Source organism: Bradyrhizobium sp. UNPF46 (genome assembly GCF_006658625.1).
Lineage (GTDB): Bacteria > Pseudomonadota > Alphaproteobacteria > Rhizobiales > Xanthobacteraceae > Bradyrhizobium > Bradyrhizobium nitroreducens.
Map to the genome: position 1 here is coordinate 1 of NZ_LFJB01000038.1, position 18379 is coordinate 18379.

Sequence of the window (18379 nt, forward strand, 5' to 3'; positions counted from 1 at the left end):
CGCGATGAGATTTGGATGAATCGTCATCGCGCTTTAGGTTGTTGTTTGCGCATGATCTTTCCGGAAAACCGCTTCGCACTTTTCCGAATCATGCTTTAAGGGCCAAACGGCCTTCGATCACAGACCGCCGGTCCACCGAACACAAGGTGGCGGCGGTCTTTTATTGGGATCGCTTGCCGGTTCCCTCGGCGGTGGTTCAATCGGATCCAAAACGGGCAGCCGCCGGCACTCCGACGCCGACATGCACCTCGAGACAGCCTGCCAGAACCATGGCCTCGGAGAGAGGCGGCCGAGGCCTTCTCCGAAGCGGGTTCCCTCTCAGGTCAGCAGGAAGTTGCCATTGTGCAGCGGGCCGCTCGCATTCTGCAGGCTCACATCCATGTCGCTCGTTCCATCACCATCGATATCGATCTGGAGATAGTCGTTACCCGGCCCGAAGTTCTGCAGATGGGCCGAAGCCTGGTTACCGCCGAGCAAAGCTGCCCCATCCACATATTCGATGTGGCCGCCGGCGACGTTGATGCCCGAGAACGTGAAGCTGTCATTGGCAGCGTCGAAATTGTGAATGGTATCGGCAGCACCGGCAGCGGAGTCTGCGGTGCTGACGAAGCGGAAGTTGTCATGGCCTGCGCTGGCGAAGATCTCGTCCGCCCCCGCGCCGGCGGTAATCGTCGTGCTGCCCGACGTGTTGCCGATCGTGATCCGGTCGAAACTCGCGGAGCCGTTGATGGTTTCGACATTGGTCACCGTGATGTCGAAGACATTCATGTTGAAGTTCAGGGTGTCGTTGCCGTCGCCGAGATCGATCACGTTCGCCGGGCTGCCCTGCAACGTCAGAACGTCGTCCGACGAGCTGCCGTTGAGCAGGTTCACGTTCCACAGATTGTCGAACGAGTTGCTGCCTTCGGCGAGATTCAGGACGTTCGCCGTTCCGTCTCCGAGATTGACCGTCACGCCGGACACGGTGTTCAGCAGCGTGACCATATCGTCGGACGGATTGAGACCGCCGGTGAAATCACTGCCGTTGAGATTTTCGACGCCGCTGATGCTGAGCGAATTGATGCCATTGGCGAGGGAGACCCAATCGTTTCCACCGCCCAGGTCGATGGCGATGCCGTTGACGTCATTGGTCAGACTGATTGAATTTTCACCCGAATTGCCGTTGATGTGCTCGACGCCCGTCGCGGCAAAGGCCGCGAAGTTTCCGTTCAGGACGATCGTGTCCTCGCCATCGCCGAGGTCGATCGCGACGCCGTTGGCAGCCGCGATCGCACCGGTGACGGTCAGGGTGTCCAGGCTCGCGGTTCCGTACACGTGGTTGACGTCGTAGATGTTCACGAACGAGTTGGCGCCGGCCGCGAGATACATCGTATTGTCGCCGTTGCCGAGGCTGATGTTCAGGCCCGTGACCGTCGTCGACAGGGTGAGCACGTCGTTGACGCCGGGCGTCGCGCCGTAATCGGTTCCGCCGATATTCTCGACGCCAATCAGGCTGAGCGTGTTGGCACCGCCCGCGAGGCTGAGCTGATCGTTGCCGCCGCCGAGATCGACGACCAGCCCGTTGGCATTCGTCGTGAGGTTGACGAACTCGTCGCTGCCAGTGCCGATCACGTTCTCGACGCCGGCGAGATTGAGCGTGTAGCCGTTGCCGAAGGTGCCGTTGAGCAGGACGGTGTCGCCCGTCCCCGCACCCAGATTGAGCGCATGTCCGAAGATGTTGCTTCCGACGCGAAGATAATCGTCTGCAGCCGTTCCAATCACGGGTGCTGAGTTGGAGAACTGCTGCGTCGAGAGATCGATCGGATTTCCCAAGGTACCCGCCGACTGCAGCACGATGGCATTGCTGAACTGCAGCACTTCGACATCGGTCAAGGTGTCGGTGCCGTCACGTCCCGCAACATTGTCTTGCACCTGGATCGTAGCCGCCGTCGTGATGGTGTACTGCGATTGCGTGCCCGAGAAGATCGCCATGTCGGTGCCGGCGCCACCGTCGATCGCATCGTCGCCGCCCTGGCCGGTAATGCCGTCATTGCCGCCGCCGGCATTGATCGTGTCGCCGGCACCGCCGCCGAAGAAGAACTCGTTGTTCGAGCTGCCGACCAGCAGGTCGGCCTGGTTCGAACCCTGGACGCTGTTGACGCCGCCGGTGATGAAATCGGCGCCGGCCGCGCCGCTCACAATTCCCGTTGAAAGGTCGACGGAAACTCCGCCTCCGCTCGCCTGGGAATACGAGACCCGCGTATTGCCGTTACCGGTGATGGTGTCGTTGCCAAGCAGGCCTTCGAACAGGTTGAAGGTACCGAACGATCCGGCCGAGGTGACGCCGGTGAAGCCTGTGGCATTGTAGACGTCGTTCAGGCTGCTGCCGGTCGCACTGTTGACGCCGACATAGGTGTCGGTACCGATCGAGCTGCCGCCGGTTGCCGTCCCCGCCTGCAGATTGATGGTCACCGCATCGGTCGCGCTGGAATAGATGATCCGGGTGTTACCGTTGCCCGTAATCGTGTCGTTGCCGGCCAGACCTTCGAACTGGTTGAAATTGCCGTTGTTGCCGACGTTGTTGGTCGCGGCATTCTGGAAGCCGACGGCGCCGAAATTCGTGGCCGTGAAGACATCGTTGAAGTTGGTGCCCTGGGCCCCCTCGATCCCGCGGAGCGTATCGTTGCCGATAGAGGCGTCGCCGGTCGCGGTGCCCGCCGTGAAGTCGATGGTAACAGGTCCGGTCGAGAAGTAGAGGTTGTTGTAGCTGGCGATGTCGAACCCACCGCGGCCGTCGATGAAATCGTCGCCGGCAAAGCCGGTGAACGTCTCCGTCGTCGTTGTAATGTTGCTGCCGCGGATGGTGTCGTTGAACATCGACCCCATCACGGCGTTGACACCGCTGAACGTATCGTTGCCCGTAGAATCATCACCACTTGCGGTACCTGTACCGGGTGTCGCGCCGGTCTGCAGGTCAACGACCACCGCGCCGGTCGCATTGGTGAAGGCAATACGCGTGCTTCCGTTGCCAATGATGCTGTCGTCACCTCCCATGCCGATGAATTCGTTGAAGGTCCCGTTCGATCCGGCATTTGTGCTGCCCGAGCCGAAGCCGACGGCATTGAACGTGTCGGCTTTGGTCGAGCCGCGCACGGATTCGACCGATCGCAGCGTGTCGGTGCCGACCGTTGCGGCGTCGCCCGTCACAATTCCCGAAGCCAGCTGAACGTTGATACCGCCCACTGCAGCCGGGTCGAGCGCGTAGTCCGCCCGATCGAAGCCGGCCCGGCCGTCGATGAAGTCGTCGCCGGCGCGACCTTCGAAGATTTCCACGGTCCCCGGACCATTGGTGCTGCCCAGCAGTTGGTCCGCGAAGCCGGAGCCGACAACGCCCCCGAAGCCCGAGCCCACCAGGGTATCGGTGCCGACCGAACCATCTCCAGTCGCCGAATGCGCCGCCAGATCGACGGTCACGCTGCCCGTTGCGCTGGCGTAGGAGATGCGCGTCAGGAGCGCACCCAGGCTGTTGGTCGCGCCCGTGATGCTGTCGTTCCCGCCGCGGCCTTCGAACTCGTTGAAGCCCGCGTTGGTGCCGGCAATGCCGGTATCGCCGGTGAAGCCGGTCGCGTTGAACGTGTCGGCGTAGTCACTGCCCACGATGCCCTCGACGTTCACCAGCGTGTCAGTGCCGACGCCTGGTCCCGTCACGGAGCCTGCCGCGAGATTTGCGGTAATGCCTCCGGTAGCCGCGACATAGTCGGCGCGGTCGAAGCCGAGGCCGCCATCGAGCAGATCATTGCCGTCGAGGCCCTTGAGGCGGTCGTTGCCGGCGAGACCGCTCAGATTGTCGGCGTAGGCGGTACCGACCAGCGTATTTGCGCCGGCATCGCCGGTGAGGTGCACGCCTTGCCCCAGGATGAAGTCGGCGGCCGTGAGGTTCGCCAGCGTCACGTTCAGCAGTGTGAGAGTGTCACCATTGCCGAAGTCGATGACCGTGTTCGACCCTTGTTGTGTGGCAAGCGCCTGAATGTCGGCGAGGGTCGAGACACCAGGGATCCCCGTGAGGTCGATCCTGTCGGCGTCTGCCTGCAGGAAGTCGACGATGGTGTCGGCGCCGCCGCCGGCGGCATAGACGAAGGTGTCAGCGCCGGTGCCGCCGTTCAGGACGTCGCTGCCGGCTCCGCCGCTGAGCCGGTCGTTGCCGCTGTTGCCGAACAGCTGGTCGCTGCCGTTGGACCCGGTGATCGTGTCGTCGAAGTTCGAGCCCGAAACGTTTGTCACCCCCGTGATGGTGTCGTGTCCCACGGAACCGTCGCCATCCGCGGTGCCGTTCACGAGGTTGACGATCACGCCAGAGGTCGCGTTGGCGAACTGGATCTGCGTGCTGCCGTTGCCGATGATGGTGTCGTTGCCGCCCTGGCCCTGCACGACGTTGAAGCCGGCGAACCCGGTTGCGTCGAACACATCGGCGAAGTTGCTGCCGGTCGCGCTGTTGACACCGGAGAATGTGTCGTGACCGACCGAGGCATCGCCGCTGGCTGTCCCGGTCTGGAAGTTGATGGTGACGCCAGCCGTCGCGTTGCCGTAGAGGATGCGTGTGTTGCCGTTGCCAGTGATCTGGTCGTCGCCGCCCAGGCCCTCGAACTGGTTGAAGGTGCCGTTGTTGCCGATATTGAGCGCGCCGACCTGCCCGTAGCCCGTCGCCACATAGGTGTCGGCATAGCCCGTGCCCTGAACGCCCTCGATCGAACGCAGCGTATCCGTGCCGATCGACGCGTCGCCCGTCGCAGTACCCGCCGCCATGTCGACGGTGACACCACCCGTGACCGTGCTGAGGCTGTTGTAGATCGCAGTGTCGAAGCCGCCGCGACCGTCGATATAGTCGTCGCCGCCGAGACCGGTGAAGTTGTTGTTGAAGCTGCTGCCGAGCAGCGTGTCCGAGAAGGTCGAGCCCTGCACCGCATTGACACCAGTGAAGGTATCGGTGCCCTCGGTCGCACCGGTGGCGCTGCCGGCAACCGTGACCGCATTGGTCGTCCCGATGGCGCTGGTCTCGAGGTCGACGCTGACGCTCGAGGCCGCGATCTGGTAGTTCAGACGGGTGAAGCCGTTGCCGATGATGGTGTCGTTGCCGCCGGCGCCGGCGAAGTCGTTGAAGGTTCCGGAGGAGCCGACATTGGTTGCCCCGGCTTGGCCGAATCCGGTGGCATCGAACGTGTCGTCGAAATTGGTGCCGCGGGCGGCCTCGACGTTGCGTATCGTATCGGTGCCCACGGTTGCGTCGCCGTTCACGGTGCCTGCGGCGAGGTGAACATAGATGCCCGACGTGGTCGTCGTATCCGAATTGTAGGTGACCTGGTCGTAGCCGCCGCGGCCGTCGATATAGTCGTCCCCCCCGCGACCTTCATAGGTCTCATACGTGAAGGACGCATTGTTGCTGCCGTAGATCGTGTCGTTGTAGCCGGAGCCCCAGATCGTCGAGACGTTGGAGAAGGTGTCGTGGCCGACGGAGGCGTCGCCATCCGCCGTCCCTGCAGCGATGTCGACGGCAACCGCACTGGTTGCCCCGAGATAGGACAGACGGGTCACGATCTGGCCCAGGGCGTTGATATCGCCGACAACGATATCGTTGCCGCCACGCCCTTCAAACTCGCTCTGACCATTGGCGACGCCGGGCAGACCGGTCGAACCGATGAAGCCAGCCGCATTGAACGTGTCGGCAAAATCGCTGCCGATCACCCCCTCGATGTTGACGAGCGTGTCCGTTCCGACGCCCGCCCCCGAGGCGGTGCCGGCCGCGAGGTTGACGATGATGCCGCCCGTAGCAGCGGCATAGATGGCCCGGTCGAAGCCAAATCCACCGTCGAGAAGGTCGAGACCGTCGCCGCCCTCAAGCTTGTCGTTACCCCCGAGGGCAACGATCGTGTCGTTGTGCGCCGTACCCACCAACGTATTGGGATTGTCGTCTCCCATGATCGGCGTTCCGAACACGAAGTCGCTAGCGGTGAGATTGCCGAGATTGACGTTCTGCAAATACAGCGTGTTGCCGCCCCCGAAGTCCAGGCTCGTGTCTGAACCGATTTGTGTCGCGTGAGCCTGCACGTCGGCAAGGCTGAACACTCCGTTGACGCCGGTCAGATCTATCTTGTCACCATCGCTATGGAGAAAGTCCTGGACGTAGTCCGAACCATCGCCGGTCGCGTAGATAAAGGTATCGGCACCGGTACCACCGCTCAGATAGTCGTTCCCGGCACCGCCATCGAGGACGTCGTTGCCGGCATTGCCGAACAGGGCGTTGTCACCGCCGCCACTGGTGAGGATGTCATTGAATATCGTGCCCTGGACAGCCCTGACGCCGCCCGTGATCGTGTCATGCCCCACCGACGCATCGCCGTCGACGGTTCCTGCGGCAAGGTTGACGACAACACCACCCGTCGGATTGCCGAACGTGATCTGCGTATCGCCGTTTCCGGTGATGGTGTCGTTGCCGGCACCGCCCATGAAGTTGTTGAACGTTCCGTAGACGCTGTTGAAGCCGGTCGCGTCGTAGACGTCGGCAAAGTTGCTGCCGACAACCTGGTTGACGCCGGTGAAGGTATCATGGCCGACGCTACCGTCACCGCTCGCGGTGCCCGCCGCCAGATGGACCGTCACGCCCGAGGTGGTGGCATTGCCATACTGAATTTGAGTGTTGCCATTGCCGATGACCTGATCGTCGCCACCCAGGCCCTGGAATATATTGAAATTGTTGTTCGGGCCGACAAATCCGGTCGCGTCGTAAAGATCGGCGAAATTGCTGCCGTTGACGGCGTTGACATTGGTGAAGCTATCATGGCCGACGGACACATCGCCCGTGACCGTGCCGGCACTCATGTTGATGGTCACACCGCCCGTAGCGCTGCCGTAGATCAGCCTCGTGCTGCCGTTGCCCGTGACGACATCGTCCCCGCCGAGACCTTCGAAATTGTTGGAAGCGCCGTTGTTGCCGACGTTGAGTGCGCCAGCCTGACCAAAGCCTGTCGCATCATAGGAATCGGCGAAGATTGTGCCCTGAACGCCCTCGATCGAGCGCAGGCTATCGGTGCCCGTCGAGGCGTCGCCGGTGACCGTGCCGCTCGCCATGTTGACGCTGATACCCCCCGTGACGAAGGTCAGGTTGCTGTATTGAGCGGTGTCGAACCCGGCGCCTCCGTCGATCTGATCGTTTCCGGCGAGCCCCATAAAGACTTCGCTGGCACCGCTCCCGTTGATGACGTCGCCAAACAGCGATCCCATCACCGCATTGACACCCGTGAAATGATCGGTGCCGACCTGCGCGATGTCGCCGGCCGCGGTACCTTGGGCCGTTCCCAGGGCGAGATCGACCGTCACGCCGTCGAGCGCCAGGGTGTACTGGATCCGGGTCGAGCCATTTCCGCTGATCGTATCGTCGCCGCCCATACCTTCGAAGTTGTTGAAAGTGCCGAACGAGCCGGCATTGGTGCTCACGCCGCTGAAACCGACGGCGCTGTAGGTGTCGGCGAAATTGGTTCCGCGCACGGCCTCGACCGAACGCAACGTGTCGGTACCGACCGAGCTATCTCCCGTGACAATGCCGGCGGCGAGGTTGACCGTAATGCCAGATGTCGTCGTCGGGTCGTTATTATAGGTCGCAAAATCGTAGCCACCGCGGCCGTCGATCAGGTCATTGCCGCCGCGGGCATCGTACTGCTCGTAAGTGCCGCTCGGATTGTCGCTGCCGCGCAGAGTGTCGGCATAGGCGGAGCCGACGATCGCGTTGATGGCGCTGAACGTATCGTGCCCGACCGAAGCATTGCCGTCGGCGGTTCCCGCAGCGATGTCGACCGTCACGGCCGCCGTGGCACTGGCATAGGATACCCGCCCCAGGATTTCACCGGACGCATTGACTGAGCCGATGATAGTATCGTCTCCGCCCCTGCCCTCGAACTCGGCCAAGCCGATTGCGGCTCCCGGAATCCCGCTGTCACCCACAAACCCGGTAGCATTAAACGTATCAGCAAAGTCGCTGCCGACCGCGCCTTCGATGTTGACGAGCGTGTCCGTTCCGACGCCCGGTCCAGATGCCGTGCCTGCCGTAAGATTGACGGAAACACCACCGGTCGCGTCGGCATAGATCGCTCGGTCGAAGCCCAGACCGCCATCCAGATAATCACTGCCGCCCAGACCCTGAAGCCGATCATTGCCTCCGAGGCCGCTGATGGCTTCGGCGTTCGCCGTGCCGACGAGCGTATTCGGATTGTCGTCGCCGACGATCGGTGCCGCCGGCGTGCCGAACAGGAAGTCGCTGGCCGTCAAGCCGTTCAGGTTGACGTTCTGAAGCGTGAGGCCCTCAGTCGCGCTGAACGTGATGACGGTATTGGGGCCGCTCTGCACCGCATGCGATTGCAGATCGGCAAGGCTGTAGATGCCGTAGACGCCGGTCAGATCGATCTTGTCCTGGCCATGGATGAAGTCCTGGATGAAGTCGAAGCCGCCGCCGGTCGCATAGACGAAAGTGTCCGCACCGGCGCCGCCGCTGAGGAAGTCGTTGCCGGCGCGACCGTCGAGGGTGTCGTTGCCGACGTTGCCGGAGAGACTGTCGTTGCTGGCGCTGCCGATGATGGTGTCGTTGAAATTGGATCCCGCCACGTTGAACACGCCACCGGTGATGGTGTCGTGGCCAACCGAGCCGTCGCCGTCGACCGTGCCCGCAGTGAGGTTGACGGTCACGCCGCCGGTCGCATTGCCGAACTGGATCTGGGTATTGCCGTTGCCGGTAATGATGTCGTTTCCGGCGTTGCCCTGGAACGAATTGAAATTCGCGTTGGGACCGGTGAAACCGGTCGCGTCGTAAACATCGGCAAAATTGCTGCCGAACGCACTGTTGACGCCCGTGAAGCTATCCTGGCCGGTCGAGCCGTCGCCGGTGGCGGTGCCACCCGCGAGATTGATGGTCACGCCGCCGGTCGCGTTGACGAAGATCAGGCGCGTGTTGCCGTTGCCGGTGATCTGGTCATCGCCGCCAAGGCCTTCGAACTGGTTGAAGGTGCCGTTGTTACCGACATTGGCCCCCGTCGTACCGTAACCGGTCGCATTATATGTGTCGTCGAAGTTGGTGCCCTGGATACCTTCGATCGAACGCAACGTATCCGTACCGTTCGACACATCTCCGGTGACGATGCCGGCCGCCATATTGACGGTGATGCTGCCCGTGATGAAGAAGATATTGTTGTAGGACGAGACGTCGAATCCACCACGGCCGTCGATGTAGTCGTTGCCGGCAAGGCCGGTGAACGTGTCGTTGGTCGCGCCGCCCAGCAGCGTGTCGTCGAACATCGAAGCCTGGACGGCGTTGACGCCGGTGAATTGATCGGTGCCGACCGATGAATCGCCGGTGGCAAAGCCGGTGACGAAGTCGACGTTGACGCCGCCGGTCGCATTATTGAAACCGAGCCGCGTGAAGCCGTTGCCGGTGATGAGGTCGTCGCCACCGTTGCCGGTGAACTCGTTGAACGTCCCGTTCGAGCCGGCATTGATGCTGCCCGAGCCGAAGCCGGTGGCATTGTAGGTATCGGCGAAGTTGGTGCCGCGGATCGCCTCGATCCCGCGCAACGTATCGGTTCCGATGGTCGAATCGCCGGTCACGACGCCGCCAGCCAGATTGACCGCAATTCCCGTCGTGGTGTTCGGATCGACGTTGTAGTCCACGCGGTCATAACCGCCGCGGCCGTCGATATAGTCGTTGCCCGCAAAGCCCGAATACACCTCCGCGGTGAACATCGGATTGTTGCTGCCCAGAATCGTATCGTTGTAGGCGGAGCCCCAGACGCCGTTGAAGCCCGAGCCAACGAGCGTGTCGTGGCCCACCGACGCATCACCCTGCGCATAGCCGGCTGCGAGATCCACCGTCACCGCCCCGGTGGCGCTGACATAGGAGACGCGCGTCAGCTCGGCTCCCTGGCTGTTGGTGTTGCTGATGATCGTGTCGTCGCCGCCCTTGCCTTCGAACTCGTTGTAGCCGACCGGGCTGCCCGGGACATGAGCGTCGCCGATGAAGCCGGCGCCGTTGAACGTATCGGCAAAGTTGCTGCCGATGGCCGCCTCGATGTTGACGAGCGTGTCGGTCCCCACGCCTGCACCGCTCGCCGTCCCCAATGCGAGGTTGATCGTGACGCCGCCAGTCGCGTCCGTATAGACAGCGCGGTCGAAGCCGGGACCGCCGTCGAGGATATCATCGCCGGAACCGCCGGTGAGATAGTCCCTGCCGGCGCCGCCGAACAGGATGTCGTTCCCGTCACCGCCGCTGATGCGATCGTTGCCGTCCTGGCCATCGATCAGATCATTGCCGCTTCCGCCGGACAGCACGTCATCGCCGAGCGAGCCGAACAAGGTGCTCCCGATCGGGGTCAGCACGGCATTGGCAACCTCTGTGTCGAGGTGATCGACAAAGCGGCCCGTAAGCTGATCGATGGAACCTTGATCCGTGAAGTCGGTCGAAGCCAGTTGATCGGCGGCCGCACCTTGGGCAACCTGACCGGCTTGCGCCAGCTCGGTGACGTTCGTGGCCGTCTGGATGCTGTCGTTCGCGGCAGCAACGACCTGGATAACCGTCGCAGCAGCGGCTGTGCTGACTCCGGACAGCGTGACAACACTCTGAACCGTGTTCGAAGACGCCAGATCGAAGGCCGGCGCGTTGGGCACGGTCTGGGATGCGGTAATGGCCCCCGCAATTGCTGAAATGACCGCATCCGGTGCCACGCCGACGGCCGACACCTGAGCCACCGTGCTTTGGACCTGGATGGCCGCCGCAAGCATCGCCGTCGCCGTCGCATCGCCACTCACCGCAGCAGGCACCGGGTCGTACGAGAGAAGGTCGATCGGGTTTTGGGGATCAGAGAGGAGATTGACGTTGAACGCGGCCGCAATGGCGCCGATGGCCTGGTCCACCGTCAGCGGATGCTCATCTCCTGCCGTGCTGTCGACCAAAGCGACGATCAGCGTCGTCAGCGGCGTGATGACGGTGGAGCCCTCCGGCGCCCGCAGCACACCCGCGACCTGCAAGCCCGTCGAGATATCGACACCGCCGATGCTCACGAGCGGGCCGGATCCGCCCGCCAGCGTAAAGCTGCCGTCCGCCCGCGTGGTCGTGAACGCCTCGCCGGCGTCGAGTATCCCGTTGTTGTTGGCGTCGGCAAAGACGGTCGCGCCGCCGATATAGCCGTCGATATCCAGCGCGTTGATCTCGTTGGCGCCTGAATTCACCGTCAGCGCAAGATCGGCCGTGCTCACGGCCTGATGAACGCCGTCGTCGGAGATGGCGGTGATGTGCAGGGTGAACGGATCGGGGCTGCCGACGGCATGGTTCGGAATCAGCACGACGTTCTGGATCGAGTCGCCCGTCACAAGCCACGTGCCGTCGCCGATCGCTGCGCCGTTCTGGACCGTAAAGCTCGACGGCACGCCCTCGATCTTCACCGACAGGGTGCTGCCCAGGTCGATCTTGCTTGCGGCAATGTGCAGCGTGATGTTCTGATCGGCGTTACCCGAGGAGTCCTGGACGCTCAGATTTGGCGCGTCCTGCGCGCCGTGGATGTCGAAGCTGATGCTCTTCGTGGTGCCGTCGACCGACCTGACCGTGAACGTCTCCGTCTTGACGTCGTTGGCGCCGAGATACTGGATTGCCGTGTTGTCGACCGAATAGCTGTAATGGCCATCGGCCTGCAGCGTCACCGTGCCGAGATTGCCGGACGCCGTGATCTGGCCGGCCTGGAACGCGGCCTGGTTCTGGTCGGCATCGCTGATGGTCAGCTGGCCGGATGCCGTAAGTTGGCCGTCCTCGGTGACATCGTGCTGAATCGGGCCGCCAATGACTGCGGCGTCGTTGATGCCGTGGATCGTGAACGTCACGTCCTTGGTCGTGCTGTCCAGGGCCTTGACGGTGAAGGTCTCGTCGCGGGTCTCTCCCTGGCCGAGATATTGAACGAGGCCGTTGGCGACCGAATAGCTGTAGGCGCCGTTGGCGCCGATGGTCAGCGTCCCGAGATTGCCGGGCGCCGAGGCGACGACGGTCTGGAACGAATTCTGATTCAGGTCGACATCGTTGATCGACAGCGTGCCGGACGCCGTCAGGACGCCGTCCTCGGTGACATCGTGCTGATCGGGATTGCCGATCACGGCTGCGTCGTTGGTACCCGTGATGTTCACCACGATGTCGCGCGTAGCGGTGCCGTCGGCGGAGACGACCGTCAGGGTGTCGGTGACCTGCTGCCCTGCGGTGAGCGGGTTCGACTTCACGGGATCGAGCGTATAGGTCCAGGCGCCCGTGGCCGCATTGAAGGTGAAATTGCCATAGGTGCCGGTCAGCGAGGCCGGGACTGCGAAATGGTCCTGGCCGGTGTCGGCATCAAGCACCGCAAGCTTGCCCGACGCGCTGGGGTCGCCGGCGATGCTTCCGGCCTCGGTCACGGAAATGTCCTGGCTCCCCGATACCGTGATCGTGGCCGCGTCGTTGTTGCCGGTGATGGTCACCGCGAGCGTCGACGAACCTGTTCCACCGTGGTTGTCGGCATTCGTGTAGGTGAACTGCTCCGTCACCTGCTGGCCTGCGGCGAGCGCTTGCACGGAGGCGCTGGAATTGTTGAGCGTATAGGTGTAGGCGCCGGTCGCCTTGGTGACCACCAGCGTTCCATAGGTGCCGACGACGGTGATCGTGGTGCCGTTGTCCGTGCCTCCCGCCACGGCCGACACGGTGTGGGTATCACTGGCATCGGCGTCCGTGTCGTTTGCGAGCAGATTGCCGCTGGCAATCGTCGTCACGTCCTCCTTGACGGAGGCGGTATCCGCGACCGCGACCGGCGCATGGTTGGTCGGGCCTTCGATGACGACTTCCACCTTTTCGATCGAGGCGACGGCGAGATCGAAGCTCCTGAACGCATAGTCCGCGCTGCCATAGCGCGCGATAAGGGCCTGGATGGCCGCAAGATCGGACCTGAATGAAGCCGAGTTCGCCATCGCTTGCGTCACGACGAGACGAAGTGTGTCCTGGCCCCTGCCGCCGTCGTAGATATCGACCGAGCCCACGTTCTCCGAAGCACGATAGATCAGGATGTCGTTGCCGTTGCCGCCGCTGACGAGGTCGGTGCCGGCGCCGCCGTCGATGATATCGTCGCCATTGTCGCCGGAGATCAGGTCGTTGCCCGCCCCACCGAGCAGCGTATCGTTGCCGTTGCCGCCGAGGATGATGTCGTTGCCGCTGCCGCCATCCACCGTGTCGTTGCCATTGCCGGCGTCGATGATGTCGTTGCCCGAGCCGGCACTGATGTTGTCGTTGCCGTTGCCGCCCTGAATGAGATCATTCCCCGCCCCGGCGCCGACGGTATCGTCGCCATTCTTCGCATTGATGATGTCAGACGCGCTGGTGCCGGTGATCTGATCGTTTGCGTTGGTGCCGTTAATGATCATGGCGATTCATCTTTCTCGATGGGGCAACAGGCATTGTTCGCGAGCGCGCGGAAGCGACGTCGCGTTGTGCGGATGGAGAAATGTTCAATCGTCGAAAACGGAACGCGGTATGGACGCGACGCGTGACATCGTGCGGTCGCTCATGGTGAGCCCCTCCCGTAACTTTCTTGATTTCTTGGGTTCGCCGTCAGCCCAACGGCGTGAGTTTGAAATGAAATGGTCTTGTTATTGTTCGACGCCTTGCTCCGTTGCCCGGCATCGCCTGGATTCTCGCAATTGCAATTTCCGACCGTCGAAAAGACTTTTCTGATAATTGCAAATTGTTTCCACTGTTGCGTGACTGCGTCAAGACAGCACAGCGGCTAACCTTAAGCGGGGTGTGGACTGGACAGCGCAGCCTGGGATGCGCGCGCACCCAACCGGCGGTCGCGCCCGATTTCGGTGACCCGCGAGATCGAAGCTTTGCGGGACTGCCACACATTAAGGGCTCCAACGAAGCGATCGCACTTCGCCCCGGATCGGGAGTGACGAGATCGCCCAGGCTGCCAATCCAGCCAGCTACCACCACTGATGGCGCCCGCATGCCGTTCGCGCCTCGCCGCGCCGAGCCTCTTGCGACACTCTGCCGCACCCCAATCTCACCGCGGATCGGCACCGTGAGCGGAGCAGCAACACCGAAGACCATTTGGCTCTCGCAGGGCAACGTCATCTCGATTCCCGAAATGAAGACTATTCCTCGTTCATGGAATAGCGCCGGTGCGTCGTGACGCATGACCCGAATGGGTCATCCGGCACCTGGTAGCGCCATCCGTGCGGACATTATCCGGTTAGACTTTGGTTTAGCGCCGACTCTCAGGAAAAACCGGCAAAGGGCTTGCGTCGGGCTGCCTCCTCGCGAAGCATGACGGGTCAGGGAAACACACCAGAAGGCCCGACATGAGCCAGTGTCCGCATGGCATGCAGCGGGAGATGCACGCCGGCCTGCAGCACGTGACCAAGGGCTCGGCGGAGGGGGACCGCGCGTGAAGGCGAGTAAGATTGACGATGGGGAGCTTTCGAAGGTCCTCGATCGACTTGGCGAGGCTGCCGTAAATCCGGAAGCCTGGCGCGGCATCATGGACGACATCTGCAAGGCGGTTGGAGCCTCAGCGGCCATACTCCTTCAGAGCGACATCAGGACGCCGGACGTTCCACGCACGGAATCGATCGCCGAAGCCACCGACTTCTACTTCAGGAATAATTGGCATTTGAGGGACCCGCGCGCCAAGGGTTTTCCGCGCATGATGGCGGGCGAGGTCGTGACCGATCTCGATGTGATGAGCGCTGAGCAGATTCGTGCCGATCCCATGTACAACGAGGTGCTGTTTCCATTCGGATACCGTTGGTTTGCCGGCATCGGCTTCTGGGCTGGCAGCGCGGCGTGGGCCTTGACGCTCCAGCGAACTGGCCGCGAAGGCTCCTTCGCGGCGCGCGACAAGGAGCTACTGGCCCAATTGGCGCCGCGCCTGACCGAAACCGCCACGCTCGCCACAGTGGTTGGACGGGCGGCGCTGACCTCGATGACCGACGTCCTCGACCGGGTCCGACAGCCCGCCTTGATCCTCAACCGGGAGGGAATGGTCCTGCGCACGAACGCGGCGGCCGATCGCGGCTTCGACGACGAGATCCGCGTCAGGGAGCGGCGTCTCGTTCTCCGCGACAAGCAGGCGATGACGAGGTTCGATCAGTTGATCGGCATGATCCGATCGACGCCGGACGCTGCCGCCATCCCGGCCTCTCCCATCCTCATTCGGCGGACGATGAAGCCCCCGGTCGTGTTGCGGACCCTGCCAGTGGACGGCGCGGCGCGTTCCGTCTTCCTCGGCGCGCGCGTCCTGCTGATCCTGTCCAACCTCACGCCGCGCCCGGCGCCGGACCCGGTGCTGATCGGCCAGGCGTTCGATCTCACCCCGGCGGAATCCCGCCTGGCCGCCCTGCTTGCAACCGGCACATCGATCGCCGGCGCGGCCGAACACCTGAACATCTCGCGCGAAACGGCCCGCAACCACCTCAAGTCGATCTTCTCGAAGACGGGAGTTCATCGCCAGTCGGAGCTGGTCACGCTGGTTTCGCAGCTGGGGTGAGGATCTGGTTGTCTCCGTCGGCCGAGATCGCGCTTCCTTAAACCGCTCGCGGCCCGGGCCTCGTGCGCGGATCGCCTGGAGATCAACGTCACGCGCGCATGGCGGCCAACTCTTCGAGAAGCGCAACGGTAGCCGTCAGGCTTCTGCTCGGCGGCGTCATCTGATTGGCCACCTCGCGCGCCCGAGTGGCGCATCCTGGCGCCAGAACGGTTCGTAGATCATGTCGAAGGGTCTCCGCGGTCGTTGCGGTGAACCGACGTGAGGTACCCACTCCCAGGCGTTTGATCTGTGTCGCCCATACCGGTTGGTCGGCGCCGATCCAGAGGACAAGAGTCGGAACGCCGGAGCGCACGCTCGCGGCCGTGGTGCCGGAGCCGCCATGGTGAACGATGGCGCGGCAGCGCGGTAAGACCGTGGCGTGATTGACCGAGGGCACGATCATGACGTCCCGTGTCGGGGCCGTGCCTTCAAGGGGCAGAATTCCAGAACAGATCAGCGCACGCTCACCGAGTTCCCGGCACGCATTTGCGATCATCTCAACGGTCTCGGCCGGCCTGTCGACCGGCATGCTGCCGAACCCGAAGTAGATTGGCCGGCGGCCGGCGCCGATCCAGGAATTCACGGAATCATCGAAGCAGGTGGCGGATTCCAAAGCCATCGTTCCCACCAACGGTCTCTTCCAGCCCCATTGCGCCTCAAGTCCGGGAAAGAACACCTTGTCATAGGCTTGAATCTCCAGCGCGCCGGATTCGACGATCTGACGCACGGCACGAATTCTGGAGTGCGGAAGCCCCAGAGCCCGGCGCTGTTCATCATAGGCCGGCCGCAACAGGCGCCAATGCAACCACTCGGCAACCGACCACAGGGGCGCGACCAAACTCTGGGGTAATCGAAACGGCAGGATGTGGTTGTTCGCCCTGACGGGGAAGTAATGCAGGGCGGCAAGCGGCACTCCCTGGGCCTCGGCAACGTTTGCGGCCAGCTCCTGATAGGTCGTACCGCTGAGGATCACATCGGCGCCGGCGGCCAAACGGGTGAGGGTCGCGCTCATGTCCGTCCAGCCCTCGACGAGGTACTCCCGCGCTTGGCGCAGCACCTTGACCGGATTGCGCAACTCGAACCAGTCGTGGAAAACCTCCGCCTCGAGCTGCCGTTGGGAATCGGGGCCGTAAGAACTCACCGAACCTAGACCGGCCAACTCGGCGAACCCGACGAGATTGGGAGGCACGGCCATCCTCACGTCGTGCCCGCGGCGCTGCAGCTCACGCGCCACCGCAGTTGCAGGCTCGATGTCTCCTCGTGTCCCGTGGACTGCGATAGCAAACCTTATGGCCCGCTCCGGTTTTCGCGGTGTCGAGTTATGGCGATCGCGTCGGCGCGGCTGCCAGCGGCTATGTCTCACGCTCGAAGAAGATTTGGAGAATACGAAATCACGGATGTCAAGGGCGACCCTTTAATGCTAATTGACAGTGGTCAAGCGCATGGCTTACGGCTTTCTGGATAGGATATTTCCTTAAAAGTCTGCGCTATTTTGTTCGGAAGTCCATGATCAAACCATGACTTTGCCCCAAGCCCTGAGCGACGGCGCATCCGACGCCTCCGATCTGTCCGGCCTCGCAATCGACCGTAGCGCTGGCTCGCGGCGGCGCAGACAATTCCGCCGTACCCTGGGACGGGTCTTTCTCGTCGCGCTGCTCGTCGGTATCGCCGGCGCGATCTGGATGTGGCGCCGGCATTCGCAGATCGTCGTCGAGACGGCGGTCGTCTACTCCATCTATCCGTCGCAGGCGCTGACGCTGCTGAACGCGACGGGGTACGTCGTCGCGCAACGCAAGGCGTCCGTCGCCTCGAAGGCGACGGGCCGTCTCGAATGGCTCGGTGTGCTTGAAGGCAGCAAGGTGCACGAGGGTGAGGTGATCGCCCGGATCGAAAGCAGCGACACGGTGGCGGTGCGCGACCAGGCAGCCGCCAACGTGCAGGTTGCGGAAGCCAACCTTGCCCAGGGACGGGCGGAGCTCACGCAGGCTGAAATCGCGTTCAAGCGTTCCGAGGCCCTCGGCGAGAAGAACATCATCAGCGACTCGACGCGCGAAAGCGCCGAGGCACGCCTCGCCAAGGCACGCGCTGCCTTTGCCGGATACGGGGCCGCCATTGCCGCGGCGCAGGCCAATCTCCGCGCCTCCGAAGTTGCCGTCGGACAGACCCAGATCCGAGCGCCGTTCGACGGCGTCGTCCTCACCCGGCACGCCAACGTGGGCGACACGATCACGCCGTTCTCGCAGGCGGTCGACACCAAGGGTGCAGTCGTCACCATTGCCGACATGGACTCGCTGGAGGTGGAAGCCGACGTGGCGGAGTCGTCGTATCTCAGCATCCACGTCGGGCAACCGGTCGAGATCCAGCTGGACGCGATCCCCGGCGAGCGTTTCGAGGGCCTGGTCAGCCGGATGGTGCCGACCGTCGATCGCGCCAAGGCCTCGACCCTCGTGAAAGCCCGGTTCGTGCAGCGCGACCCGAGAATGCTTCCGGACATGAGCGCCAAGGTCGCTTTCCTCGAGCGTGAAGTATCCGAACCGGAGCGCAAGCCTGTTCTTGCAGTGCCGATGGCGGCTGTCTTCGAGCTCGACGGGCGACAGCATCTTTTCGTCGTCGAGGATGGCAAGGCCCGACTGCGCAGTGTGGATCTCGGCGCGAAGGTGGGCGACCAGATCGAGGTCCGCGACCTCAAAGCCGGCACCCGCGTCGTGGTTCGGCCGCTGGAAGATCTCGTCGACGGGCGCGCAGTAAAGCAGGCGACGAAGTGACCGTGCTTCACC

General features: G+C 63.1%; 4 protein-coding genes. 2 read left to right on the forward strand and 2 right to left on the reverse strand.

Translation table 11 applies throughout. From position 1 onward, the window contains the following. Positions 1-318 precede the first annotated feature (318 nt). Entirely contained in the window at positions 319-13440 is a 13122-nt protein-coding gene (locus UNPF46_RS37520) for a VCBS domain-containing protein (protein ID WP_181769957.1), read from the reverse strand. A gap of 1022 nt (positions 13441-14462) precedes the next feature. On the opposite strand from UNPF46_RS37520, the gene UNPF46_RS15785 reads away from it, so the two are divergent. Beyond that, positions 14463-15563, forward strand: a complete 1101-nt coding sequence (locus tag UNPF46_RS15785; RefSeq protein WP_142250617.1) for a helix-turn-helix transcriptional regulator — start codon at positions 14463-14465, stop codon at positions 15561-15563. A gap of 88 nt (positions 15564-15651) precedes the next feature. On the opposite strand, the gene UNPF46_RS15790 is transcribed toward UNPF46_RS15785, so the two are convergent. Then, complete coding sequence (locus UNPF46_RS15790; protein WP_210248338.1) at positions 15652-16965, reverse strand: glycosyltransferase; 1314 nt, start codon at positions 16963-16965, stop codon at positions 15652-15654. Positions 16966-17119: 154 nt separating this feature from the next. On the opposite strand from UNPF46_RS15790, the gene UNPF46_RS15795 reads away from it, so the two are divergent. After that, on the forward strand, positions 17120-18367 hold the full coding sequence (locus UNPF46_RS15795) for an efflux RND transporter periplasmic adaptor subunit (protein ID WP_100179294.1): 1248 nt from the start codon (positions 17120-17122) through the stop codon (positions 18365-18367). The last annotated feature ends 12 nt before the right edge of the window (positions 18368-18379 follow it).